25 protein-coding genes are annotated in these 23,546 nt (G+C 61.4%); 13 read left to right on the top strand and 12 right to left on the bottom strand.

The window, feature by feature from the left end; translation table 11 throughout:
* The 3 genes from JOE65_RS13670 to JOE65_RS13660 all read right to left on the bottom strand — a co-directional run bounded on the left by JOE65_RS13670 (position 1) and on the right by JOE65_RS13660 (position 2,006).
* Positions 1-690 carry a hypothetical protein gene (locus JOE65_RS13670; RefSeq protein WP_205163714.1) on the bottom strand — a complete coding sequence of 230 codons (690 nt, stop codon included), beginning with the start codon at positions 688-690 and terminating at the stop codon, positions 1-3.
* Between the two features lie 76 nt (positions 691-766).
* Entirely contained in the window at positions 767-1,291 is a 525-nt protein-coding gene (locus JOE65_RS13665; RefSeq protein ID WP_205163713.1) for a hypothetical protein, read from the bottom strand.
* 166 nt (positions 1,292-1,457) lie between these two features.
* A complete protein-coding gene (locus JOE65_RS13660) occupies positions 1,458-2,006 on the bottom strand; it encodes a YceI family protein (protein ID WP_205163712.1) in 549 nt (182 codons plus the stop codon).
* 162 nt (positions 2,007-2,168) lie between these two features.
* On the opposite strand from JOE65_RS13660, the gene JOE65_RS13655 reads away from it, so the two are divergent.
* The 5 genes from JOE65_RS13655 (at position 2,169) to ccsB (ending at position 7,103) form a co-directional block, all read left to right on the top strand.
* Positions 2,169-2,831: a histidine phosphatase family protein gene (locus JOE65_RS13655; RefSeq protein ID WP_205163711.1), complete on the top strand. Its 663-nt coding sequence runs from the start codon at positions 2,169-2,171 to the stop codon at positions 2,829-2,831.
* Between the two features lie 53 nt (positions 2,832-2,884).
* Positions 2,885-3,505, top strand: coding sequence for a TlpA family protein disulfide reductase (locus tag JOE65_RS13650; protein WP_338021650.1), 621 nt, complete (start codon positions 2,885-2,887; stop codon positions 3,503-3,505).
* An 87-nt stretch (positions 3,506-3,592) separates the two neighbouring features.
* Entirely contained in the window at positions 3,593-4,309 is a 717-nt protein-coding gene (locus tag JOE65_RS13645) for a cytochrome c biogenesis CcdA family protein (protein WP_205164212.1), read from the top strand.
* Positions 4,309-6,030, top strand: coding sequence for a cytochrome c biogenesis protein ResB (resB, locus tag JOE65_RS13640; protein ID WP_205163710.1), 1,722 nt, complete (start codon positions 4,309-4,311; stop codon positions 6,028-6,030). The genes JOE65_RS13645 and resB overlap by 1 nt, the downstream gene beginning before the upstream one ends.
* Positions 6,030-7,103: a c-type cytochrome biogenesis protein CcsB gene (gene ccsB / locus JOE65_RS13635; RefSeq protein ID WP_205163709.1), complete on the top strand. Its 1,074-nt coding sequence runs from the start codon at positions 6,030-6,032 to the stop codon at positions 7,101-7,103. The genes resB and ccsB overlap by 1 nt, the downstream gene beginning before the upstream one ends.
* A 4-nt stretch (positions 7,104-7,107) precedes the next feature.
* Here ccsB and JOE65_RS13630 read toward each other — a convergent pair whose 3' ends face one another.
* Complete coding sequence (locus JOE65_RS13630) at positions 7,108-7,491, bottom strand: PLD nuclease N-terminal domain-containing protein (RefSeq protein WP_205163708.1); 384 nt, start codon at positions 7,489-7,491, stop codon at positions 7,108-7,110.
* A 91-nt stretch (positions 7,492-7,582) separates the two neighbouring features.
* Between JOE65_RS13630 and JOE65_RS13625 the strand changes: the two genes are divergently transcribed.
* Complete coding sequence (locus tag JOE65_RS13625; RefSeq protein WP_205163707.1) at positions 7,583-7,960, top strand: DUF4229 domain-containing protein; 378 nt, start codon at positions 7,583-7,585, stop codon at positions 7,958-7,960.
* A gap of 44 nt (positions 7,961-8,004) precedes the next feature.
* On the opposite strand, the gene JOE65_RS13620 is transcribed toward JOE65_RS13625, so the two are convergent.
* From JOE65_RS13620 to JOE65_RS13605, 4 genes are all read right to left on the bottom strand, one after another.
* Complete coding sequence (locus JOE65_RS13620) at positions 8,005-8,889, bottom strand: 1,4-dihydroxy-2-naphthoate polyprenyltransferase (protein WP_205163706.1); 885 nt, start codon at positions 8,887-8,889, stop codon at positions 8,005-8,007.
* Between the two features lie 61 nt (positions 8,890-8,950).
* Positions 8,951-10,093 carry an AMP-binding protein gene (locus JOE65_RS13615; protein ID WP_205163705.1) on the bottom strand — a complete coding sequence of 381 codons (1,143 nt, stop codon included), beginning with the start codon at positions 10,091-10,093 and terminating at the stop codon, positions 8,951-8,953.
* 12 nt (positions 10,094-10,105) lie between these two features.
* Positions 10,106-11,080 carry a 1,4-dihydroxy-2-naphthoyl-CoA synthase gene (locus tag JOE65_RS13610; RefSeq protein WP_205163704.1) on the bottom strand — a complete coding sequence of 325 codons (975 nt, stop codon included), beginning with the start codon at positions 11,078-11,080 and terminating at the stop codon, positions 10,106-10,108.
* A 9-nt stretch (positions 11,081-11,089) separates the two neighbouring features.
* Positions 11,090-13,261: an MMPL family transporter gene (locus JOE65_RS13605; RefSeq protein WP_239536726.1), complete on the bottom strand. Its 2,172-nt coding sequence runs from the start codon at positions 13,259-13,261 to the stop codon at positions 11,090-11,092.
* Between the two features lie 100 nt (positions 13,262-13,361).
* On the opposite strand from JOE65_RS13605, the gene JOE65_RS13600 reads away from it, so the two are divergent.
* Together JOE65_RS13600 and JOE65_RS13595 are read left to right on the top strand one after the other, a co-directional pair.
* Positions 13,362-13,820 (top strand): MarR family winged helix-turn-helix transcriptional regulator, encoded by a 459-nt coding sequence (locus tag JOE65_RS13600; protein WP_205163702.1) that lies wholly within the window; start codon positions 13,362-13,364, stop codon positions 13,818-13,820.
* Positions 13,821-13,835: 15 nt separating this feature from the next.
* A complete protein-coding gene (locus JOE65_RS13595) occupies positions 13,836-15,320 on the top strand; it encodes an SDR family oxidoreductase (protein ID WP_205163701.1) in 1,485 nt (494 codons plus the stop codon).
* Between the two features lie 45 nt (positions 15,321-15,365).
* On the opposite strand, the gene JOE65_RS13590 is transcribed toward JOE65_RS13595, so the two are convergent.
* The gene (locus JOE65_RS13590; RefSeq protein WP_205163700.1) at positions 15,366-15,866 is read right to left on the bottom strand and encodes a PaaI family thioesterase; all 501 of its coding nucleotides are present in this window, start codon (positions 15,864-15,866) and stop codon (positions 15,366-15,368) included.
* Positions 15,863-16,027, bottom strand: coding sequence for a hypothetical protein (locus tag JOE65_RS13585; RefSeq protein ID WP_205163699.1), 165 nt, complete (start codon positions 16,025-16,027; stop codon positions 15,863-15,865). Before JOE65_RS13585 ends, JOE65_RS13590 begins: the two co-directional genes overlap by 4 nt.
* Before the next feature lie 38 nt (positions 16,028-16,065).
* Between JOE65_RS13585 and JOE65_RS13580 the strand changes: the two genes are divergently transcribed.
* The 5 genes from JOE65_RS13580 to JOE65_RS13560 all read left to right on the top strand — a co-directional run bounded on the left by JOE65_RS13580 (position 16,066) and on the right by JOE65_RS13560 (position 22,222).
* Entirely contained in the window at positions 16,066-17,277 is a 1,212-nt protein-coding gene (locus JOE65_RS13580; protein WP_205163698.1) for a thiolase family protein, read from the top strand.
* Positions 17,277-18,023: an enoyl-CoA hydratase/isomerase family protein gene (locus JOE65_RS13575; RefSeq protein WP_205163697.1), complete on the top strand. Its 747-nt coding sequence runs from the start codon at positions 17,277-17,279 to the stop codon at positions 18,021-18,023. Before JOE65_RS13580 ends, JOE65_RS13575 begins: the two co-directional genes overlap by 1 nt.
* Entirely contained in the window at positions 18,023-18,874 is an 852-nt protein-coding gene (locus tag JOE65_RS13570) for a 3-hydroxyacyl-CoA dehydrogenase family protein (RefSeq protein WP_205163696.1), read from the top strand. The genes JOE65_RS13575 and JOE65_RS13570 overlap by 1 nt, the downstream gene beginning before the upstream one ends.
* Before the next feature lie 166 nt (positions 18,875-19,040).
* Entirely contained in the window at positions 19,041-21,536 is a 2,496-nt protein-coding gene (locus JOE65_RS13565) for an LPXTG cell wall anchor domain-containing protein (RefSeq protein WP_205163695.1), read from the top strand.
* Between the two features lie 101 nt (positions 21,537-21,637).
* Positions 21,638-22,222, top strand: coding sequence for a hypothetical protein (locus JOE65_RS13560; RefSeq protein ID WP_205163694.1), 585 nt, complete (start codon positions 21,638-21,640; stop codon positions 22,220-22,222).
* Between the two features lie 142 nt (positions 22,223-22,364).
* On the opposite strand, the gene JOE65_RS13555 is transcribed toward JOE65_RS13560, so the two are convergent.
* Positions 22,365-22,565, bottom strand: a complete 201-nt coding sequence (locus JOE65_RS13555; protein WP_205163693.1) for a hypothetical protein — start codon at positions 22,563-22,565, stop codon at positions 22,365-22,367.
* A 62-nt stretch (positions 22,566-22,627) separates the two neighbouring features.
* Positions 22,628-23,482: a serine protein kinase RIO gene (locus tag JOE65_RS13550; protein WP_205163692.1), complete on the bottom strand. Its 855-nt coding sequence runs from the start codon at positions 23,480-23,482 to the stop codon at positions 22,628-22,630.
* Between the last annotated feature and the right edge of the window lie 64 nt (positions 23,483-23,546).

The raw sequence follows: 23,546 nt of genomic DNA, 5'->3' as shown, positions 1-23,546 counted from the left end.
TTAGGCTTGGTGCGGTGCGTATCCGGCGGGTCGAACCTGCTGGAAGTACGGCCGCGCCGGCTTCATCCAGATCAGGACGACGGCGACAACGCCGAGAATCATGATGATCAAGCCCAGGATGACGCTGAAGGGGTTCGCCGCTGGGGCAGACGCGTACATTTCATTGTCCACGCCGCTTGCAATGGCGACGCTGATCAGGTTGAAGACCTGTATGACGACGTTGATGCTGGCTAAGACCGTGGCCGTGATCCGGGCCCAATTGTGGCCCTTACGGATGAAGATGGCTAGCACAACGTAGATGGCGACGGAGATGATCGCGAATATCAGACCTACGATCCCTGCGGCGGCCACCATATTGGATGACATACCGGGGAGATCGGGCATGGTCATCTGAGCGATGATGGCGGAGATCAGTGTCAGGGCGCCGGCGGCCAGGATGAGCCAGTAAGCCATATCGACCTGCTTAGGGGCTGGGCCTTTGTCCGCTGCGGGTGTCTCCGGGGCGCCGCCTGGGTAGTTGTAGCCGGAGGCCTGTGGCGCCTGGTAACCGTAGGGCTGCTGGCTGCCCGGTGCGCTGTCTGGCCCGTTCTGCCCGTACTGTGGTTGGCTGCCCGGAGCCGCTTGCCCCGAGTAGGGGTTACTTTCGGGTGTGAGCTTCTGGGGGTCTGAATTGTTCTCAGGGGTACTCATCGTGCGTCCTTTGTTTACGTTGGTGGCTGATTCCAAGCGTACAGCGGGTGCACATCGCGGTCAGGTCCATTCGAACTCAACCCCCGTGGGATACCCCAGCTGGCAGGTCAGGTGTTGATGTCCTGAACCAGCGGTGCCCTGCGGCAGTCCACATCAGTGTTGTTGCCACGATCTGCATCAGGGCAGTGATGATTCCCATACCAATGGTTCCGATGGTGATGATCGAGGAAATAGTGGTGATGGCGCCAACGATACTGAGCGCGATACGGGCCCACGGTGCGCTTTCTTTCATGCGGACGGCAAGGTAAACGATGGCCACGCTGATGAGGGTGGCAAAGATGAGGCTCGGTACATCGAGGACCAGTGCGCCGCGGCCGTAGGTTCCAACCGATCCAACCAGGCTAGCGACGTGCAACACCACCGAGAAGGCGGCGGAGGCCAACCAGAGTACGTAGGCGGCGCTGATTTCCTGCTGCAGCCCGCTGAGGTCCTTCAGCCTTTGGGCGATAGGTCGGTCTCGGAGGTCAACGGGGCTGGCGCCGTCGTTGTGGGTCCGGGTTGGCTCGCGCTCGGGAGGGGTGGGGAAACGCGGCATGGGCATCGTTTAAGCGTAGTCGGCACGTGTCGCTGAAAACGTTGATTTCGCTAACCATTCCGCAACGAAACGCAGCGCGAGATCACCTTTTGTCGACGACGTCACCCTCTATACAGAGTGTCAGCGAGGCTAAAGGGTGATCTCGCGCAGGTCAGCGCAGGGGGGAGAGAGCCTACTCCGCGGGTGCCACGAAAGCTGCGTCGAGGCTGATCGTGACTTTGTCGCCAATCAGGACGCCGCCAGCTTCGAGGGCAGCGTTGTAGGTCAGACCAAAGTCCTTGCGGGAGATGACGGTCTGGCCGCTGAACCCGGCGCGCGTTGCGCCGAACGGGTCCACTGCGACTCCGTTGAACTCGGTGTTGAATTCTACGGGTTTGGTCACGCCGCGAATGGTCAGGTCACCGGCGAGCACGTAGTTTTCATCGTCCCCTGAAAGCCCAGTGGAGCTGAAGGTCATTTCGGGGAACTGTGCGATGTCAAAGAAGTCTGGTCCCTTGACGTGTGCGTCGCGGTTGCTGTCCTTCGAGTTGAATGAATCGGTTTTCACCGTGGCCTCGATGGTGGAATTCTCGATGTTCTCGGTGACGTTCATGACGGCGTGGACGTCGTCGAACGTGCCACGGACCTTGCTGATACCTGCGTGGCGGACGGTGAAACCGACTTCGCTGTGCGAAGTGTCCAGGTTCCAGGTTCCGGCGGTGAGGCCGTTGGGGATAGTCATAATGAATTTCTCCTTCTGTGGGGACATAGCTTCCTCAGGATGCAAACATGTAAATACATGTTTTATTCCCTGGGTCGGAAACTTCCGCTGCTACATCTTGAGGGAAGGAGCCGCGGCGGCTGAAATTAGGGCGGCCAGTGCCGGGGTGTCAAACTTGATGTCATGCCCAAATCCACAGTTCACCTGCTGCGTCACGGCGAGGTCTTCAACCCCGAGGGCGTCCTCTACGGACGCTTACCCGGCTTCCATCTCTCCGCGCTCGGTCACGAAATGGCCGAGCGTGCGGCCTCCTGGTTTCAGGAGCGAGAGCACGACGGCGCCCGCATCAGCTACCTGGCTGCCTCACCTTTGACGCGCGCTCAAGAAACTGCCAAGCCGACGTCGGACGCTCTGGAACTACCGATCGACACTGATGAGCGGCTTCTTGAGGCGCAGAACCGGTTTGAGGGGATGGCTGGCATCAAGCGACAGCTGCGTAATCCGCGGTACTGGCCGCTTCTGGTGAATCCCATGAAGCCTTCGTGGGGTGAGCCGTACCTTGCGCAGGCGGCACGCATCATGGAGGCCGTCGGAGATGCGGCCCGCAAAGCGGTGGAAAACGGTGGAGACGGGGCCGAAGCCGTTCTCGTCAGTCACCAGCTTCCCATCTGGGTAACGCGTCTTGCCGCGGAGAAGAAACGCCTGTGGCATGATCCGCGGCAACGAGAGTGCACGCTGGCTTCCATTACGTCCCTGGAGCTCGACGACGGCCAGCTGGCTGGAGTCAGGTACACCGAGCCGTGCCCCGATCTGCTCCCAGGAGCTGCCAATGTTCCGGGCGCATAATGTATGGGAGCATATAAGTACTACTACACGTTGTAGAAATTGTGAAAGAAGCTGTGAACACTACTGATGGAATTCCCGGACGCCGTTCGCTCCTGAAATACGGTGCTGCGCTGGCCTTCGGCATACCCGCCGCGGTCGCGCTGGCCGGGTGCACCGTGGAAGACCCCTTGGCCAAGCAGGCCAAAGCGGGGGACAACAAGAACTACATTGCTGGCGATGGCTCAGTGACTGAATATGCGCCGGAGAAACGCGGCAAGCCCGTCGACATCTCTGGAAAGCTGTTCAGCGGCATGCAGGCTTCATCGGAGCAGTGGCGTGGCAACGTTGTGGTCCTGAACTTCTGGTACGCCGCCTGTGCGCCGTGTCGCAAGGAGGCCCCTGACCTCGTGGCGCTCCATGAGACATTCAGCCCCGAAGGCACCCTATTCTTTGGGGTAAATATTCGCGACGAAAAAGCCACCGCGGACGCATTCGAGCGCACGTTCAACATTCCGTACCCAAGCTTCAACGACAAGGACGGCCAGGTCCTGCTGTCGATGACAAGCTACGTTCCGCCGCAGGCCGTGCCCACAACCATCGTGCTGGACAAACAGGGCCGTGTATCCGCGCGCATTCTGGGTCTGGCGGAGAAGAGCACCCTGAAAGCCCTGATCTCCGACGCCGTGGCGGAGTAGGCCCACGTGCTCCCCGCCGTCGAACTGGCGCGTGTCACCGTGCTGAGCGCAGGAAACCCGTTTGCCGAAACCGTCCTCAATGGATCTATGTTGCTGGCGCTGCCTGTTGCCCTGCTGGCCGGCATCGTTTCTTTCCTCTCCCCGTGCATCCTGCCACTCGTTCCGGGCTACCTCGGGTACGTCACGGGTTTGGCCGGCGTCGACCTGGAACAGCAGAAGCGCGGACGCATGTTCATCGGCATCGGGCTCTTTGTCCTTGGATTCACCGTGGTTTACGTGGCTATCGGCGCGGTGTTCGGTCAGCTTGGTGCCTGGCTCAAAGGTCCGGACCAGGCGTGGGTGACGCAGCTGCTCGGTCTGCTCGTGATTCTCATGGGCGTGGTGTTCATGGGCGGGCTGGCCTGGTTTCAGCAGGATCGCAGAATTCATGCTTCACCGCGTGCGGGACTGTGGGGGGCGCCGCTGCTGGGCCTGACCTTCGGCCTGAGCTGGGCACCGTGTATCGGTCCAACGCTCTCGGCCGTGCAGTTGCTGTCGTTCTCTGGCAGTGACGCCAGCGCAGCCAAAGGCGCCATCCTGACCTTCGTGTACTGTCTGGGGCTTGGTCTGCCGTTCCTGCTGATCGCCCTTGGCGTCCGCCGCGGTCTGGGGGCCATGGCTTTCTTCCGGAAACACCGGCGCGCCCTGCAACTGTCTGGCGGGCTCATGCTCATTGTTGTTGGCGGACTGATGGCCACAGGAATCTGGATCATGTGGATAAACGAGCTCCAGGGCTGGCTCAATAGTGTGGAGCTGCCCATCTGATGAAGAAGACCAACAAGGATCACGTGAGTAAGCAGCCGGAGAACACCTCATCCGATAACGCCCAGACCGGTAAATCAGACATCGCACTGCCGGCGTTGGGTTTGTTCGGCACGCTTCGCTGGGCGTGGACTCAGCTGACGAGCATGCGAACCGCGCTGTTTCTGCTGCTCCTTCTGGCCATCGCAGCCGTTCCTGGTTCGCTCTTTCCGCAGCGTCCGTCCAACCCCGCCGTCGTCACGCAGTACATCAAGAACAATCCGGACTCAGGCCCCTGGCTGGACCGGTTCCAGCTGTTCGATGTCTACAGCTCTGTCTGGTTTTCAGCAATTTACCTGCTGCTGTTCATCTCCCTGATTGGCTGCGTTGTGCCGCGGACAAAGGTCTATTATCGGGCGCTGCGCTCGCAGCCGCCGCGTACGCCGCGGCGCTTGTCTCGGATGCCTGAATATGGCACCGTCGCGGTGTCCTCAGGGCGGGAAAGAACGGACGACGACGCCGGCGCGTCTCCTGATTCTGCGGGAGCCGTCATCGAGGATGCCGCGAAACTGCTGAAGAAGCGCGGCTACCGTGTAGAGATCCGTGATCTGGAGGGTGCGCGGCCATCTGTCGGGGCTGAACGCGGGTACTTGAAGGAACTCGGTAATCTGGTGTTCCACACCGCGTTGATAGGTGTTCTCATTTCCGTTGCCGCCGGCGGTCTCTTTGGCTACCGTGGGCAGAAGGTCCTGGTGGAGGGCGACACTTTCGTGAATACGCTCATCGGCTATGACAATTTCAACCCGGGCACCAACTTCTCAGAGAACCAGCTGGATCCCTATTCGCTGACACTCGATGACTTTGACGTGGTTTTTGATCGCGAATCCACCACGCACTACGGGCAGCCACTGGACTTCACCGCTAAGATGACCACAAAAACAGGTCCTGACGCTGAGCCCCAACAGGAGACACTGAAGGTCAATCACCCCATCAACATCGGCGGAACCCGCGTCTACCTGGTGGGCAACGGTTATGCGCCGGTCATCACGGTGAAAGACGGCAACGGGGACGTCGCCTATCAAGGTCCTGTGGTGTCGATCCCGAACGACGCCGCATACACCTCGCTCATGGTTCTGAAGGTGCCAGATGCCCGGCCCGAGCAGCTGGGTTTTGTGGGATTCTTCCTGCCGACGGCGCGCATTGACGAGCAGGGTGTGGCCTTCGCTTCAGACCCGGATCCGTTCAATCCGCAGCTGAACCTAAACTCCTACTATGGGGATCTGGGCCTGGACAAGGGCGAACCGAAGAGCGTCTTCACTCTCGACACAGATCCGCTGACGCCGCTGAACAACCGTGGCATGGACGCGGGCGGGATTGTGTTGGGCGCCTATGAGACGTACGAGTTACCGGAGGACAAGGGCTCCATCACCTTTGACGGTCTCAAGCGCTATGTTGCACTGGATGTCACGTATGACCCCACCAAACTCTCTGTCCTGATCTTTTCGGTGTTGGCGCTGGCCGGGTTGATGGGCTCGCTGTTCATCAGCCGCCGCCGCGTATGGGTGCGGGCCGGGGAGCACGACGACGGTCGCATCATGGTGGAGTACGGGTTGCTCGCCCGTGGTGAGGATAACCGGCTGACCACCGAGGCTGCCGCACTGAAGCGTCTGTTCGAGAAGGCCTGGCTGACAGTCAGCCCCGAGGACGCGCATAATCGAGATACCACAACGCGTAAGGACCGCTAATGCAAAGCATCAACGAAGAACTGGGCCAGTACAGCGAGCTGTTCATGCTTCTCGCGTCGGTCGCCTACACGGTGGCTTTCGCAGTGTTTGTTTTGGACCTGGTTCGCAGCAGCAAGACCATTCGCGGGGTCGAGAATCGCGCTGCGCAGGACGCAGCGGTCCGTAGCGCGACGCCGGCCCGAACGCGTGAGAGCGTGACGGTTCCCGCTGGCGCGGGTGCGGGGGCAGCTGGCTCAGTGGAGGATCATGGGGCACCACCGACTGGAGGCGCGGTTGCCCAGACCGCGGATGACTCCATGGAATACACGGGTGAACGCCGCCAGCTGGCGAGGGTCGCCGTGGCCCTCACTGTGGTGGCGGCAGCGGTTCACGCGGCGGCCGTGCTGGCCCGTGGTTTCGCGGCCCACCGTGTGCCGTGGGGCAACATGTACGAGTTCTGCACTACGGGCGCCCTTGTGGTCACGCTCGTGTTCCTCATCGTGCTGCTGCGCAAGGATGTGCGCTTCGTTGGGGCCTTCGTGACCGGACTGGTGCTGGTGATGCTCAACGCTGCGATCGTGGGATTTCCGACGCCGGTGGCGCACCTGGTGCCCGCACTTCAGAGTTATTGGCTCGTTGTCCACGTATCGATCGCCGTGATCTCCTCGGCGTTGTTCACCATCACCTTCGCGATGTCCGTATTGCAGCTGATGCAGTCAGACCGTGAGGCCAAAGTGCGTGCGGGCAAGCCGGACCGGTTCGCGTTCATGCGCGTTGTACCCAACGCTCTGAGCCTCGAGAATCTCGCGTACCGAATCAACGCGATTGCGTTTGTGGGCTGGACGTTCACACTGATGGCCGGCGCCATCTGGGCCGAAGAAGCGTGGGGCCGCTACTGGGGCTGGGATACCAAGGAAGTATGGACGTTCGTGATCTGGGTGGTTTACGCGGGCTACCTGCACGCGCGGGCAACGCGTGGGTGGACCGGAACCCGGGCTGCCTGGCTAAGCATTGTTGGCTATCTGTGTGTGATCTTCAACTTCGCCATTGTCAACGTCTTCTTCTCCGGTCTGCATAGCTACTCCGGGATCTAGACCGTCAGTGGCCGGTGGCTGGGCGGTTCGATCCGCCGGTATCGCCGCCGTCGTCGTCCTTACCGTGCCGTTCTTCGCGGGCTTTCAGCTCTTCCTCGCGCTTGCGCAGCGCTGCTTCCCGCGACTGCTGGGAACGCCAGGTTTCCAGGTTGCGGAGGAACTGTGGATCATCATCCGGGGCGTTGCTGCGTTTGGACTGCGGGAGGACAACAGGCCTGCCGAAGAGGAACCACAGCACGGCGCCGATCACCGGCAGCAGGATGATCACGGGAATCCATGCACCTTTACTGATGCCGCGGAGGTCGCGGGAAGAGGACGTGGAGCAGTCGATCACGGCATAGACCGTGACCGCAATGTAGAGGATTACCCCGATCAACACTAAACGCATATACCAATTGTAGGCTCGATACGGGCTCTGGTCTGCGCAGAGTCAGGGGAGGCCGAGCCGAGCGCCCGATCCCGACGCGTAGACTGGATGCGTGGCATTCCTGAAATTCACTCTTCTCCGCTCCGGCCTGATCATCGTGTGCTTTGCTCTGTTCATCTGGCTGGGTGCCGGGCTCTGGGTGTCGGCGATCGCGGCGGTTATCATCCCGTTGTGCATCACGTACCTCTTCTTCCGCACGCTGCGCAATGAGGCTGCGGCCACGTTACAGCGGCGCTTCCGAGACAGTGCTCCGCCGGTGCGAAACAAGGCCGAACTCAGCGACGCCGATGCTGAGGATTCCATCGATCCCAACGCCAGGATAGACATGGCGCGAAAGCCATCGCGGGCCTCAGAGCGGCCAACCGACGATCCAGCCAACTACAGGCCAGACAGTTACGGGCCGGGCCAGAGTCCAGACCGCAGCAGCTAGCACCCTGCGCAGCGAAGTGCCCGAGGCGTGCACCGGCTCCAACGTCAGCTCAGGATCCCTGTCAGCACCAAGCCAGCGGCAAAGAGCACGCTGAACAGCAGGTTCAAAATGCCGGTCTGCTTGAGCACGGGAATCAGGCTCTTGCGTTTCTTGCCCTTGAGCATCAGCCAGCTCGGCATGAGCGTCAGCGGTATCAGCACTAACACCAGCAACACCCACGGGTAGTCATAGACCAAGAACACTGGTAGCAGCAGCGCCAACGCCAGCATCATGACGTAACTGACTCGTGCCATGTCTTCGCCCAGGCGCACGGCGAGCGTTAGTTTCCCGTGCTCCCGATCCGTGGGAATATCGCGGACGTTGTTGGCCATGAGTAGTGCCATGGCGAAGGTGCCGGTGCTGATGGCGCCCACAATGGCGGGAGCGTTGACGGCCCCGGCCTGCGTATAGGTGGTTCCCAGGGTTGCCACGAGGCCAAAGAACACGAACACAAAAATATCGCCCAGACCCATGTAGCCATAAGGGTTCTTGCCTCCGGTATATCCCCACGCCGCAGCGATGCAGCCGATCCCCACAAGGATCAAGAACCAGGCCTGCGACAGGTACAGGAGGTAGACGCCGGCAGCCATCGCCAGCAGGAAGCTGGCGAAGGCCGCATATTTGACGGAGCGTGCCTGCGCCGCTCCCGAGCCGGTCAACCGTAGCGGACCAACGCGGTTCTCATCGGTGCCTCGTACGCCGTCGGAATAGTCATTGGCGTAATTCACCCCAATCTGCAGCAGTACGGCGACCATGGCGGCCAGCACAGCATTCAATGGTTTGAACGCGTCCATGGAGTAGGCGGCCGCGCTTCCGATGATGACGGGCGCGATCGCCATGGGCAGTGTCCGGGGGCGTGCGCCCTCCAGCCATTGGGCTGCTGTAGCCACGAATCGGTGTCCTTTTCTTCTTGGTCGGGTAGAGCCTCACGGCGGCGTGCGGCAGTCGGGGCTAGAGATGTGGGTCGGGGCATCGCTCCAGGAGTAGCCGCAGCTGCTGTCGGTCTGTTTTACCGTTGGCCAGCAACGGCAAGCGATCCAGTACGAGGACTTTCTTGGGTACGGCTTCGGGCCCGAGTTCGGTGCGGACCTGCTGGCACAGCTCCTGAAGTGGGGCGTTACCAACGACGGCGGCAGCAACTTCTGTACCCCACTCATCGTGGGGGAGGCCGGTGACGTACGCTTCGCGGACGCCGACGCACTCTTCCAGGACGCGCACGACGGCGGCTGCGGAGACTTTGACACCACCGGTGGTCAGTACGTCGTCGGTGCGGCCCTGAATGGTGAGGGCGCCGTCATTGATGTCGCCGACGTCGCCGGAGCGGAACCAACGGCGACCCGAGTGGAAGGGGAAGTGTTCGCTGGTCAACTCCGGTTGTCCCAGGTAGCCCTCGGCGAGCGTATCGCCGCCGATCCACAGGGTTCCTTCGTCGTTGGAGAGGTGCACCCCTGGCAGCGGGACACCGTTGTACACGCATCCGCCGCAGGTTTCGCTCATCCCGTAGGTGCGCACCACGTTCAATCCGTGTTTGTGGGCCTCGGTCAGGAGCTTGGGGCTGATGGGGGCGCCGCCGATGAGGATGGAGTCGAAGCGCTGGAGGACTTTGAGAGTTCTGGGTGAGGGGTCCGTGAGCAGGCGGTGTAACTGGGTGGGCACCAGTGAGGTGAGCCGGATGCGGTCGGTGAGCTCTTCAGCGGCGTCGGTGAATGCCTCGCCGGTGAACTGTTTTGTGAGGTCCATGGCCCAGGGGCGCGTCCCCGCGTAGAGGGACCGCACGAGAACTTGGAATCCGGCCACGTAATGCACCGGCAGTGCCAGAAGCCACTGTCCTTCGGCCTTCAGCTCCGTGGCGGTGCCCATGGAGGACGCCGCTAGGGCATCCACACTGAGCATGGTTTGTTTGGGCGTTCCGGTGGAACCGGAGGTACTGATGACGGCGGCGACGTCGTCGTTGGCGAGGCTGCCGTTGAACGATTGGTCCGGGTGGGCGTGCGGTGCTACCGCAGGGCCTTCGCCGGAGAGCGCGTCAGCTATGGGTGCAAGCAGTCCGAGGGGGTCGAAGCCCAGAGGTGTATAGACGGGAAGGAGTTCCATGGTTTGGCCAGCTTAGAAGTAATAGGGGAACTCGGACCAGTTGGGGGCACGTTTTTCCAGAAATGCTTCTTTGCCCTCAACCGCCTCGTCCGTCATGTAGGCAAGCCGGGTGGCCTCACCGGCGAAGACCTGTTGGCCGGCGAGGCCGTCGTCGGCCAGGTTGAACGCGAACTTCAGCATCCTGATGGCTTGTGGTGACTGCCGGGCAATGTCTGCGGCGTAGTCGAGCGCGGTGTTTTCTAGGTCTTCATGGTCCACCGCTTCGTTGACGGCGCCCAGACGAACCATGTCCTCGGCGGAGTATTCGCGGGCCAGGAAGAAGATTTCTCGGGCTGCTTTCTGACCAATCTGGCGGGCCAGAAGCGCCGAACCGTAGCCGGCGTCGAAACTTCCCACGGTGGCATCAGTTTGCTTGAACTTTCCGTGCTGCTTCGAGGCGATGGTCAGATCACTCACGACATGAAGGCTGTGGCCCCCTCCTGCTGCCCAACCGTTAACGACGGCGATGACCACTTTGGGCATGGTGCGCATCAGGCGTTGGACCTCGAGAATGTGCAGCCGCCCCGCGCGGGCTGGATCAATGAATTCAGCGGAATCCCCGGTATCGCCGTCCACGGGGTAACGGTAACCGTCCCGCCCCCGGATCCGTTGATCGCCACCGGAGCAGAAACTGTGACCGCCGTCTTTGGGTGAGGGACCGTTTCCGGTGAGCAATACGGTGGCCACATCAGGGGTCATCCGTGCATGGTCCATGGCCCGGTACAGCTCATCGACAGTTCCCGGGCGGAACGCGTTGCGCACCTCGGGGCGGTTGAAGGCGATCCGTACGGTGGGTAGATCCCGCGTTCCGGTGTCTTGGTCCTGTCCCGCGTTCCGGTTTACGTGCCGGTGGTAGGTGATGTCGTTCAGGTCCTCGAAACCTTTGACGGTTCTCCAGCGAACTGGATCGAAGATATCGGACACCTTGGCGGGAAGTTCGTTAGTCACCGTCCGAGTCTATCTTTGGGAGGCAACCTTTTGGGGCTCGTTGCGTAGCTCTTCCATGTCGCGGGTTTTCCGACCCAGCTTTGACGGCCACCAGATGGCATTACCGATGTCATAGGCCAGGGCAGGGACCAGGAGCGAGCGCACGATGATGGTGTCCAGCAGCACTCCGAACGCCACAATGAAAGCCAGTTGCACCAGGAACAGGATCGGGATGACGCCAAGAGCGGAGAAGGTGGCGGCGAGAACGATGCCGGCGGAGGTGATGACTCCGCCGGTGACGCCCAGGCCACGCAGTATTCCGGGCCTGGTGCCGAGGTTTTTGGACTCCTCGCGGACCCTAGTCATGAGGAAGATGTTGTAGTCCACGCCCAGAGCCACCAGGAACACGAAACCGAACAGTGGGACGGATGCGTCTGCTCCGGGGAAATTGAAGATGTGGTTGAAAACCAGTGCGGAGACACCCATGGCAGTGCCGTAGGACAGCAGTACTGTGCCGATCAACAGTAGCGGGGCCACGAGGGAACGCAGCAGGATGATGAGGATGAGCAAGATGACGGCGAGCACCAGCGGGATGATTTTCTGTAGGTCCGCCTGGGCCGTGGTGCTTGTGTCGAAGGCGACGGCGGTGGTCCCTCCGACCTGCGCTTCGAGTCCGGCGTCATCCAGGGCCACGCGGAGTTGCTCAACGACGGCCTCGGCTTCGGCGGAGTCCGGCTCGTAGTCAAGAACTGCATTGAAGAGGATGCGTCCGTCCACCACCTTCGGCTCCGATTCACTCGGCGCACCGGGCGCTCCTTCGCTGCCAGCAAGAGTCACTGTGGAGATGCCTTCCTGGTCTTCAATGATGGCGGCGACGTCGGCGCGTGTGTCTTGTTCAGCAACCACGAGGACTGGACTGCCAGAGCCAGCATCAAAGTGGCGGGCTAGAGCATCCTGGCCGTCCACGGCCTGTGAGGGCCCGAGGATCAACGTGGACTGAGGGACTCCACTGGCCTTGAGTTGCAGCAGGCCAGTTGACCCGGCGAGCAGGATGATCAGCGCGCCGGCCCAGATGATCCGCGGTTTGCCAGCCACGAACTGGGGAACCTTGAGCCAGATACCGCGCAGACCGTGGCTCCAGGAAGTTGATCCGGCGTCGGCCTCCTGGTGATCGCGCACTGTGGGGCGAAGCGGCCAGAACGCGCTCCTGCCAAAGAGTAGGAGTAGGGAAGGAAGCAGGGATAGCGCGGCCAGCAGGGAGAACGCGATGCCGGTGGCTGCAATGGGCCCGAGGCTGCGGTTGGAGTTGAGGTCAGAGAAGAGCAGGCACAGCAGGGCGGCGATGACGGTTGCACCCGAGGCGAGGATCGGCGCGAAGGAACCGCGGTAGGCGATGCGCATGGCGTCCCATTTCGCGGTGTTGGTCAGGAGTGCTTCGCGGTACCGGGCCGTGAGAAGCAGGGCGTAATCGGTTGCCGCGCCGATGACGAGAATGGATAAGATGCCCTGGCTCTGACCGCTCAACTGGATCCACCCCGCGTCCGCCAGAAAGTAGATGACCAGAATGGACGCGGTCAGTGCGCCAACGCTGGTGAACAGAACGAGGAACGGAAGAATCACGGAGCGGTAGACCGCCAGGAGGATGACAAAGACGACGCCGAGCGCCACGCCCAGCAGGATGCCGTCGATCCCGGCGAACGCTTTGGTCAGGTCTGTGGTGAACCCAGCAGGTCCGGTCACGTACCCTTCTGAACCTTCTGGGATCTGCTCGGTCAAAATGGTGCGCATTTCCTCGACGACGGGGCCGGCATCGGCGTTTCCGTCGATGCGGACGATCAACTGCACTGCCTTTCCATCCTCAGAGGGGATGGGGCCGATCACCGCGGGGGAGCCGGTGCTGGTCTCGGCGACACCGTCTACCTTGCTGAAGTCCTCTGCAAGGCCTGCGTAATCGGCAACCGCTTCTTGCGAAAGGGTGTCGTTGGACTCGATGACGACGATTGCCGGGATCGTGTCCGATTCAACAAATTTCTGCTGCCATTCGCGAACCACTGTGGATTCGGCGCTGCTGGGGAGGAACGCCGATGGGTCGTTGTCCGAAACCTGATCGAGTTTACCGAAGGTGGGTCCGCCAACGGCCGCTGCCACTAGCCATGCCACCACCAGCAGAGCCGGAATCAGTGTTCTCAAAAGGCGCTTCATCTGATGTGTTCCTCCCATGAATGTATCTCTGCGGTCTACCATATCGGTAGCCGAGATAAATATGTACCTCATAATGGATAGTGGGATCGGAGGAGACGCAATGCAGGAGAGACCAGACTTCAAGCTCATGCTGCTGATGCAGCAACTAACGCTCGAAACCGACCGCTACGTGCACGCCGTCAGCACCTCGGAAAAACTCCACAGAACAGACCTCAACGCCATCTCCCTGCTGGTTTCGGCCCGCAGAACCGGTGCCACCATGACTCCGGGCATGCTGCGCCGGGAACTCAACCTCAGCTCCGCCGCCACGACAGCCCTCGTTGACAGACTGGCCGACTCCGGTCATGTGGACCGCAGACCCAGCAGCACCGACCGCCGGCAGATAGACCTGGAGCTCACCGACAAGGCAATCGCCACCGGCAGCGCCATGTTCATGCCCATGGCAGAACACATGGGACGGGCCATCTCCAGCTTCAGCCGCAACGAACTGGCGATAGTAGCGCGGTTTCTCGAAAAGGCCGTGAGCGCTGCAGTGGAAGCCCGACAGAACCTCAATTAAGGGAGTGTGCACACCATGGCAAAGACCATTCTTGTCACCGGAGCGACCGGCTACATCGGCGGAAGATTGGTGCCGTCACTCCTCGAAGCGGGGCACACCGTCAAAGTTCTTGCCCGCTCCCCGCAGAAACTCAAGGATGTTCCCTGGGTGGACAGCGTTGAGGTAATGCGCGGCGACCTCGAGGACCCCGAGTCGCTTCAAAAAGCGTGTGCCGGAGTGGACATCCTCTACTACCTGGTGCACTCCATGAGTAGCGGCCATGGCTCGTTCGAAGACGCAGAAACCGCTTCAGCAAAAAATGTTGCCACCGCCTGTCGGCAGGCCGGGGTGGGCCGAATCATCTATCTGGGCGGCCTTCACCCCAAAGACGCAGTACTGGGTCCGCATCTGCGCTCGCGGACAAACGTCAGCGACATCCTGCTGGACTCCGGGGTGCCTACCATCACCCTGCAGGCTGGCGTCGTCATCGGGTCTGGGTCTGCCTCCTTCGAAATGATCAGGCAGTTGACAGACGTCCTGCCCGCCATGGTGGCACCCAAATGGGTCCGGAACCGCGTGCAGCCCATCGGGGTGCGGGACGTCCTTTACTACCTGGCCGCCGCTGCTGAGATCAAGGAAGACCTCAACCGAACCTTTGACATTGGCGGACCTGACATTTTGCGCTACGACCAGGTGATGAACGGGTACGCCAAGGAGGCCGGGCTACGCTTTCGACCAGTGGTTCCGCTGCCGGTTCTGACTCCATGGCTGGCCTCCCAATGGGTCAATCTGGTGACTCCCATTCCACGTAAGCTCGCGGTGCCCCTGATCGGTTCCCTACAGTTTGACTGCGTTGTCCAGGAACACGACATCGATCAGTACATAGCCGTTCCGGACGGTGGCCCGACCTCATATCCGGCAGCGGTGCGGCTGGCACTTAAGAAGATGGATGCTGGCGACATTGCAACAACCTGGAAGAACGCTTCCGTCGTGGGCGCACCAAGCGACCCCCTCCCGAGCGATCCAGAATGGACCGGGCACACCGTTTTTACGGACGAGAAGGAACGGACGACGACGGCAACCCCGGACCAGCTATGGAAGGTCATCGAGGGTGTTGGCGGTGACAACGGATGGTACTCGCTGCCGTTGGCGTGGGCCGTGCGCGGCTGGATGGATAAACTCACCGGCGGAGTGGGTTTGCGGCGCGGAAGGCGTCACCCAGATGTGCTCCACACAGGTGAGGCCGTGGACTTCTGGCGCGTAGAGCATCTGGAACGCGGAAAAATGCTCCGGCTCCGAGCGGAAATGAAAGTGCCCGGGCGTGCCTGGCTCGAGATGAGCGTTGAACCGGAGGCAGGCGGCGGTGCCCTGTACCGCCAGCGCGCCATCTTTTTCCCGCGAGGCCTGGGTGGACGGCTGTACTGGCTAGCCGTCTTGCCTTTCCACGGTTTGATCTTCCGCACCATGGCACATCGGATTACGGGCGTGGCCGCCGGGAAAGCCGACACTCAGGGGATGTGAATCGTTAGTCGCCAGTTTGCAGTCGTCATTGAGTGAGCAGGAGCTTCAGTGTTTCTCCAACAGCAGCAATGAGGATGTCGCCGTCGCCAGAACCGCGCCGTCTTCATTGCTGATCGTGGCACTCGCTGTCGCTGTGGTCCGCCCTACGTGATCAGCGATTCCCACGACGGTGACCAGACCGGCGTCGGACTTCAATGCCTTGCGGTAACGGACCTGAATATCAAGGGTGGTGAAGCCCTGCTTGGCAGGCAAGCGGCTATGGACGGCGGAGCCCATCACGGTATCCAGCAAGGTTGCCAGGAAACCGCCATGTCCGGTGCCGATGGTGTTGAACTGAAACGGCTCGGTGGGCGCCTGCATGACAACGCGGCCCGGCTCGGCTTCGACCGTTCTGACGCCCAGCGTGCACATCATGGGTGACTCCGGGACCTCGCCGCTGATTGTGGCGTGAAGGAACTCCAGCCCCGACATGGTGATGGCCGCATCGGCAACGATTTTCGGTTCGGGAAAGGTGTATGTGCGTTCGTGCTGCTGGTTCTCGGTCATTCCGGCAGAATATCGACGACGACGCCCCGGCCGCGAATCGTGACGTTCCTTGGTGAGGTGCCGATGTCGACGGCGAAAGCAGTTGACCGCCAGCCGACGTCGTGCGATTCTTTATAGAACGAACGGTCGGTAATCTCCCGTGACTTTTTGCCGGAAGACACCGTCCCAAACCAACGTCACCAAGGTAGTGGGCACATTCATGGTTGAAGCATTTCTGGTTGGCGGGGCACGGACCCCGGTTGGTCGCTACGGCGGAGCGCTCTCCAGCGTGAGGCCCGATGACCTGGCAGCGCTGACCATCCGCGAGGCGGTGGCCCGGGCAGGGATAGACCCCGCCATGATCGACGAAGTAATCTACGGCAACGCCAACGGGGCCGGTGAGGAAAACCGCAACGTGGCCCGCATGGCATCGCTGCTGGCTGGCGTCCCAGAATCGGTCCCCGGAATCACCATCAACCGGTTGTGCGCATCCGGAATGAGCGCCATCATCATGGCCTCGCACATGATCAAGGCCGGAGCCGCGGACATCGTGGTCGCCGGAGGCGTCGAATCCATGAGCCGGGCACCCTGGGTCATGGAGAAGCCGCAGAAAGCTTTTGCCAAACCCGGCAGCACCTTTGACACCGCAATCGGCTGGCGTTTTGTCAACGAACGCTTCGCCACGGGAGATCTGTCCCGCGACGGCAAAATGACCTACTCCATGCCTGAGACCGCCGAAGAAGTCGCTGCCGTTGATGGCATCAGCCGCGAAGATGCGGACGCGTTTGCCGTCCGGTCGCACGAGCTTGCGCTCGCCGCCATTGACGCTGGACGTTTCAAGGACGAGATTGTGCCCGTCACTATTCGTGGTCGCAAGGGCGACACCGTTGTGGACACCGATGAGGGCCCTCGTCCGGGAACAACCATGGACGTCCTCTCCAAACTGCGCCCTGTTGTAAAGCCCGGCGGGATCGTCACCGCTGGGAATTCCAGCACGCTCAACGACGGCGCGTCCGCCATCATCGTCGCCTCGGAGCGGGCCCTGGAGAAGTACGGACTGACGCCGCGTGCACGCATTGCCGAGGGTGGATCTGCCGGGGTGGCACCGGAGGTCATGGGCGTCGGCCCCGTCCCCGCCACCCGCAAGGTCCTCGAGCGCAGCGGCTGGGACCTGTCCGACATCGGCGCTATTGAGCTCAATGAAGCCTTCGCCACGCAGTCCCTGGCTACCATTCGGCGGCTCGGTCTGAACCCGGAGATCGTCAACCGCGACGGCGGCGCCATCGCCCTGGGACATCCGCTGGGATCCACCGGTTCGCGCCTGGCCATCACCCTGCTGGGACGCATGGAGCGCGAAGGAGCATCGCGCGGACTGGCAACGCTGTGCGTAGGCGTTGGCCAGGGGACAGCGCTGCTGCTAGAGGCGTGCTGATGAGGGAGGACTTCACTACCCTCAACATCACGGAAACCGAAGATAGACTTCACGTCCAGCTGAACCGCCCGGACGTCCGGAATGCCATCGACCAGACCATGGTGGACGAGCTTCACGAGGTCTGCGCCGAGCTCGAAGCCAGGCCGCGCGTGCTCATCATCTCGGGGGCAAACGGTGTATTCGCGTCCGGGGCGGATATCGCCCAGCTGCGGGAACGCCGGCGCGACGACGCTCTGCAGGGGATCAACTCCACCATTTTCGTGCGGATCGCCAAACTTCCCATGCCGGTCATTGCTGCCCTTGACGGCTACGCCCTGGGCGGGGGAGCCGAACTGGCGTACGCTGCGGACTTTCGCATCGCATCGCCCACGCTGAAGATCGGAAACCCTGAGACCGGGCTTGGAATCCTCGCGGCGGCGGGCGCATCCTGGCGTCTGAAGGAATTGGTAGGGGAGCCCCTCGCCAAGGAAATCCTCCTCGCGGGGAGAATTCTCACCGCTGAAGAGGCACTCGCGGCCCGTCTTGTTACGGAAGTGCACGACGCCGAGAACCTCCTCGACGCTGCGGACGCGCTTGCTGACCGGATCGGCAGGCAGGATCCACTGGCCGTGCGCATCACGAAATCCGTATTCCATATGCCCGCCGAGGCCCATCCCGTAATCGATACATTGGCGCAGGGCATGTTGTTTGAGTCCGACGCAAAGTTTGACCGCATGCAGGCGTTCCTGGACAGGAAGAAGAAATAATGACGATTCCCGGCAAAGTCGGAGTCCTTGGCGGCGGACGTATGGGAGCCGGGATTGCGCATGCGTTCTGCGTCGCTGGCGCTGCCGTCGTCGTCGTGGAGCGCAATGCTGAAGCCGCCGAAGCCGCGCACGCCCGTGTTGCGGCTGCGTTGCGCAAAAGCGTTGAGCGCGGCACCACAACGGAGAGTGCCGATGCGCTGGAGTCCCGGCTCTCGGTGTCCACCGACTACGCGTCCTTTGCAGACTGCGGTCTGGTGGTGGAAGCAGTGCCCGAGGATTTCCACTTGAAGAGCACGGCTCTCACGGCCGTTGAGGAGCAGCTTTCCGACGACGCCTGGCTGGCCACGAACACCTCTTCCCTGTCGGTCACGGAGCTTGCAGCGAGCCTGTCCCGACCAGAGCGCTTCTGCGGACTTCACTTCTTCAACCCGGTCCCCGCATCCACCCTCATTGAGGTAGTACTGGCCAGAACGACGTCCACGGAACTAGTCGACGCTGCACGCGCGTGGGTTCAGGACCTTGGCAAGACTCCGGTTGTTGTCAATGACGCGCCGGGGTTTGCCAGTTCACGTCTTGGCGTAGCGATAGCGCTGGAGGCCATGCGCATGGTCGAAGAAGGGGTGGCATCGGCCGAGGACATAGATACAGCTATGGTCTTGGGCTACAAGCACCCCACCGGACCATTGAAGACAACGGACATTGTTGGTCTTGATGTTCGACTAGGCATCGCCGAGTACTTACACTCGACTCTGGGGGAACGCTTTGCACCGCCGCAGATCCTGCGCGACAAGGTGGCCGCCGGAGAACTGGGTCGCAAGAGTGGACAGGGATTCTTCACCTGGGACAAATAGCAAGCACGGTTTTCTGATTGTTACCTGAGTTTTAACCGAGCAAAAACTTGAAAAATCCGTCGGGATTCCCTAGCGTTCGGTGTGACAAATCACATCGATTCACCGTTCGGGGGCATTGAAGCCCGTCCTGGCTCAGCACAGCGGATCTCACCGTAGGGGAAATTGAATGCAGGAATCCACACGCGCTTTTTTCAAGCGCGGCGGTACCGCGTGTGCCGCAGCTGCCCTGGTCCTGGGTAGCACCTTCGCCGCTGCGCCGATGGCCAACGCGGTTCCAGCAGAGTCTCCGGCGACCGCCGTGCCGACCGCGCCCGCCACCAACGTGCCCGCGCCATCTGACGGCGCGCTTCCGGGCGGGCTTGAGGAGGCGCTTGAACGTGACCTCGACATGACCAAGGCCGAGTTTGATGAGGCGGGAGAACTGGCACAGAAGGCCCTCGACACCGAAGCCGCCGTTGAAGCCGCAGGGGTCGATGCGCAGGTTTCCGTCAAGGACGGCACCATCAACGTTCACACCGCTACCCCAGACGCTAACGCCAAGGTCACAGGAAAGAAGCTTTCCAAAGAGCTCGGGGTCAACGTCGAGCTGAGCGTCAAGTCCAATGACATTCAGCGGAAGTACGCCTCTAGTCTGGATATGCTCGCGGCTGACTACCTGGCTTCCGCAAGCAACGAGGATCTCGCGGAACTGCAGTCCATCGGCTGGAATGGTCAGGAATTTATCATCCACACGGGCGCGCTGTCCACGGAGAAGCCGAGCCCGCAGCGTCGCAATGCGGACATCAGTTCCACCATTTCCGTCACTGACTTCGCCAGCCGCTACGCCAACGTTTCAGTCGAGAAGGCTGACGGCCCGGCCGTTGCTTCCGCCGAGGATGTAGTGAATGGTCAGGGCTATGCCCATGAGATAGGTGATGGTTCGACCGCCTTGTGCTCCATCGGTTGGAGCGGCTTCAACGCGACGGGAGACCCGGCAGTCATCTCGGCCGGTCACTGCACGCACGACGGCGCCTATGACGATGTGGTCCTGACGGATCCTGAGGCCGATCAGGCTGGGGGAACGGTGGGCCTCGGTTCTGATCTGGGAACGTTTGGGTTCTCCCAGTTCGGTGGAGAAAATAATTCCCCGGTAACCGGCTACGACGATGGAGATAGCACTAACGAAATCGGGAACTTCGGCACCGACGTTTCCGTCATCGATGACATCAACCCGGATCTGGATCTGTTGCCGCAGGTCACCGACTGGAGGGACGTGGCAGATCTCACGAGCAGCGGTCCCAAGGTCACTGGCGTTTCCACTGCTGTCCTCGGTGCTGAGATCTGCAAGTCGGGACGCACTGGATGGAAGTGTGGTGAGGTCGACGAAATCACTCTGTTTCTGGTGGCCGGCATCGACTATGGCAATAACGCGAACGACGTCCGCGGGGTCAAGGGCTTTGCCAGCTACGGTGCGCTGAACGAGCCGGGCGATTCGGGCGGAGCCGTCATCTCGGGAACAGCGGCGGTGGGCATCACCAGTGCCGCCTCATTCGACGGCACGGTGGCCTACAGTGCTGATCTCAAGGACGCTCTGGCACACACTGACGACTACACGGTGGAACTGGCCGTCAATACTCCGGCGCTGGGTTCCCCTCAGGACAACGGAGAGATCATCACCGGCGCGGCCGTCACCGGAACGGTTTCCGGTGAACTTGCCCCGGCGTCGTCGGTGGTTGTCACCGTAGACGGCACATCAACAACCGTGCCCGTCGAGGACGGCAAATGGAGCTTCAACGCTCCATCCACTCCCGGCGAATTCATAGTCACTGTCCAGGGTAAAAATGGCTTTAGTACCTCCGCAACCGAGACGTACACCCTCACGGCAATTCTGGCTGCTCCGGTGATCTCCACGCCGAAGGACAGCTCGAGCATGACCTCGTTTATCGCCAGCATCTCCGGCTCTGGTAATCCCGGAGCCACAGTGGCGTTGACTGGAGATGTCACGGGCGAGACCAAGGTCGCCAAGGATGGCACCTGGACGTACGAACCCGATGAGGCGCTGCGCTACGGTCAGTACACCGTCAAGGCAATCCAGAGCCTCGACGGCGCGTCGTCGACGTCTGCTTCCAGTAGTTTCAAGGTTGTTCCGGCCAAGCCGGTCATCACCTCACCCGGTAACGGGCAGGACTTCTCCTACGAGGAGGGCGGCCCCGCAGCCATCGCCGGTACTGGCATCAATGGCGCAAGGGTTCTCGTGACTATCAATGATGAGATCAAGATCGAAGGTGACGTCGTTGACGGCGCATGGCGCGTTGACGTTCCGGGCACGTTCGATACCGGAACGCACACCATCGACGCCACACAAACGGTCTCGGAAATGACTTCCGGCACCGCGACCACGTCCGTCACGGTCCTGCCGGCACCAGTGCCGGCGCCGGAACCCACGGAGCCGCCCACCAAGCCGTCACCGGAGCCCACAAATACGCCCACGCCAGCAGCAGCCCGCGGGAACGATTCAACCCCGGTCGCCAATGACAACGGCGGCGACGACGCACCTGTGTCGAACGAACTGCCAAAAACCGGTAGCTCCAACGTCATGATGTCCATTGGTGCCGCTGGTGGCGTCCTGCTTCTGGCCGGAAGCGCCTTCATGCTGTTCCGCCGACGCGGGTTGGAAGGCTAGCCACCCTGGCAGTTATAGGACAAACGAACGAGTGGGCTCCAACCGGGAACAAATGGAGCCCACTCTTCGTCTATTCAACAACTCACCCATGAGGAGTGCAGATGAGCCGAATCAAGGCTGCCGCCGTCACAGCGCTACTGACTGTCGCAGGGACACTGGCCATGACGGCCTGCGCTCCGGCGTCGGAAAACTCTGTAGACGGCCCTCCAATGATCACCACGTCAGGAAGTCCAGCAACCATGCAGTCTGAAAGTTCCCAGGACGCCACCGAACTTTTACTGCTCAATGACCGCCTTCGCGAAGAACTCGGAGGCGCCTATTCACAGGGGTGGATCGAATCAGGGAAACTGCATGTAGCGGTCACCACCGAAGAAGCTGCGCAAGTGGTATCCGATGCAGGGGCGGCACCGCGCATTGTTGAACTCAACAGCCAGCAACTTGAGGACTCGGTCTCATCACTTGCGGCATGGCAGGGCAAGCTCAAGCCGGAACTAGCGACCAGCATCCACCGGATCAGCTTCGACGGCCGCACCGGCACGGTGACCATCGCCGTCGCGAAAGACAAAATCCCTTCGGTCCAGGCCGCCCTCCAGCGGGACGATCCCACGGGCAAGGTTCCGGTGGAGATCGTCATCTCAGACGGGCTGGCCACACCCATGGATTCCACGCAGACGTCAGCACCGTAAACCACTGGGCCTGCCAGCCCGCCGGCCAGCCGAGGCCAATGGTGCAGGCCCGCCACACAGATGTGTCGTGCAGGTCGCGGGCCGTTTTCTCTCTCGAAGGCCCCTGACCTGCACGACAGATCGGCGGATTCAGTTACCGAAACTAGTGTTTGGGTTCGTCCTGCTGATCCCGTGCGCCGGTTTCCATAGCCGGCCCCGACGGCGTCGCGCCACCTTCAGTGCTCCAATCGCTGTCTTCACTGACATCCTTCGCCGGATCCGACTGAACGTCTGGCTCGACGGCGGGTGTTCCGTCGTCGTCGTTGGCAATCTTCTGTGGTTCGGTTGAGGTGTTCTCGCTCATGGTGTTCCTTTCCTCGGGTAGATCCATATAAACACGAGCCGTGCAACCTCGGATAGACGGCGTCACCACGCCGCAGCGACGAGCTCCGCGAAGAGTTCGCCATCGTCGACCTTCAGACCCCTCGCGTTGAACCAGGTACACATGTTGCGACAATCACGTTCGAGCATTTCCATTCCGTGCGGGTTCGCGGCCAGGTCAACAAGCTGCGGTAGGTCGATGATGACCAACCGACTGCCTGCCGCGAGCACGTTGTAGGGGGAGAGGTCGCCGTGCGCAAAGCCGAGACTCGCGAGCACCAGCATCGCCTCGACGAGCTGATGCCAGTACTCTTCAAGCCTTTCCCGGTCCGGCCGCGCCTGCTGTAGCCGTGGGGCGGCGGCGCCTTCGGTGTCAGGGTCCTCGATGAACTCCATGAGGATCTCGGTGCCATCGATCTGCACGGGGTAGGGGACGGGGACTCCCTTTTCCCACAGCAGACACAGAGACGTCCACTCGGCCCACGCCCACTGCGCTGCCGCAATGGTCTTGCCGTAGGTGGTCTTCTTCTCGAGAGCACGCTGATCGCGGCTGCGACGGACCTGCCGGCCCTCGGTGTAATCCGTGGATCGGTGGAACAGACGCTGGTCCGGTGACCGGTACCGCTTGGCGGCAAGAATCGTGCTCCGCTCAGTGGAGGCACGTTCTATGAGGAAGACATCGGCTTCCTTGCCGGTCTTGAGGAGGCCCAACTCGGTGTCAATGGCACCGGCATCCTCGATGACGTAGTCCGGGCGCGGGTGAGGGCCGCGCATCCCCGCTTCGATGGAAGTCCAGGTGGACCACCGTTGATTCTCAGCAAGCTGATCGTCAAGGATATTCCAGCCATAGGGGAAGCTGGAGCTGTTAGTTGGATCGGTCAGATCCGAGACGTTGGACATGAGCGTGATAACTCCTGATAGGGAAGAAACCTTGTGTGGGCGCAGTAAGCGGCAAGAACACGCA

Source organism: Arthrobacter roseus, assembly GCF_016907875.1.
Lineage (GTDB): Bacteria > Actinomycetota > Actinomycetes > Actinomycetales > Micrococcaceae > Arthrobacter_J > Arthrobacter_J roseus.
Note: the sequence above shows the minus strand (reverse complement) of the source record. Positions and strands in the feature narration are given on the sequence as shown.

Excerpts from the sequence above, each read along its gene's own strand:
- JOE65_RS13660 (WP_205163712.1), bottom strand. The coding sequence starts at position 2,006 with ATGACTATCCCCAACGGCCTCACCGCCGGAACCTGGAACCTGGACACT.
- JOE65_RS13555 (WP_205163693.1), bottom strand. The coding sequence starts at position 22,565 with ATGAGCGAGAACACCTCAACCGAACCACAGAAGATTGCCAACGACGAC.
- JOE65_RS13565 (WP_205163695.1), top strand. The coding sequence starts at position 19,041 with ATGCAGGAATCCACACGCGCTTTTTTCAAGCGCGGCGGTACCGCGTGT.
- JOE65_RS13580 (WP_205163698.1), top strand. The coding sequence starts at position 16,066 with ATGGTTGAAGCATTTCTGGTTGGCGGGGCACGGACCCCGGTTGGTCGC.
- JOE65_RS13600 (WP_205163702.1), top strand. The coding sequence starts at position 13,362 with ATGCAGGAGAGACCAGACTTCAAGCTCATGCTGCTGATGCAGCAACTA.
- JOE65_RS13665 (WP_205163713.1), bottom strand. The coding sequence starts at position 1,291 with ATGCCCATGCCGCGTTTCCCCACCCCTCCCGAGCGCGAGCCAACCCGG.
- JOE65_RS13655 (WP_205163711.1), top strand. The coding sequence starts at position 2,169 with ATGCCCAAATCCACAGTTCACCTGCTGCGTCACGGCGAGGTCTTCAAC.
- JOE65_RS13560 (WP_205163694.1), top strand. The coding sequence starts at position 21,638 with ATGAGCCGAATCAAGGCTGCCGCCGTCACAGCGCTACTGACTGTCGCA.
- JOE65_RS13605 (WP_239536726.1), bottom strand. The coding sequence starts at position 13,261 with ATGAAGCGCCTTTTGAGAACACTGATTCCGGCTCTGCTGGTGGTGGCA.
- JOE65_RS13575 (WP_205163697.1), top strand. The coding sequence starts at position 17,277 with ATGAGGGAGGACTTCACTACCCTCAACATCACGGAAACCGAAGATAGA.
- JOE65_RS13590 (WP_205163700.1), bottom strand. The coding sequence starts at position 15,866 with ATGACCGAGAACCAGCAGCACGAACGCACATACACCTTTCCCGAACCG.
- JOE65_RS13615 (WP_205163705.1), bottom strand. The coding sequence starts at position 10,093 with ATGGAACTCCTTCCCGTCTATACACCTCTGGGCTTCGACCCCCTCGGA.
- JOE65_RS13630 (WP_205163708.1), bottom strand. The coding sequence starts at position 7,491 with ATGCGTTTAGTGTTGATCGGGGTAATCCTCTACATTGCGGTCACGGTC.
- JOE65_RS13595 (WP_205163701.1), top strand. The coding sequence starts at position 13,836 with ATGGCAAAGACCATTCTTGTCACCGGAGCGACCGGCTACATCGGCGGA.
- resB (WP_205163710.1), top strand. The coding sequence starts at position 4,309 with ATGAAGAAGACCAACAAGGATCACGTGAGTAAGCAGCCGGAGAACACC.
- JOE65_RS13570 (WP_205163696.1), top strand. The coding sequence starts at position 18,023 with ATGACGATTCCCGGCAAAGTCGGAGTCCTTGGCGGCGGACGTATGGGA.
- JOE65_RS13670 (WP_205163714.1), bottom strand. The coding sequence starts at position 690 with ATGAGTACCCCTGAGAACAATTCAGACCCCCAGAAGCTCACACCCGAA.
- ccsB (WP_205163709.1), top strand. The coding sequence starts at position 6,030 with ATGCAAAGCATCAACGAAGAACTGGGCCAGTACAGCGAGCTGTTCATG.
- JOE65_RS13550 (WP_205163692.1), bottom strand. The coding sequence starts at position 23,482 with ATGTCCAACGTCTCGGATCTGACCGATCCAACTAACAGCTCCAGCTTC.
- JOE65_RS13645 (WP_205164212.1), top strand. The coding sequence starts at position 3,593 with ATGTTGCTGGCGCTGCCTGTTGCCCTGCTGGCCGGCATCGTTTCTTTC.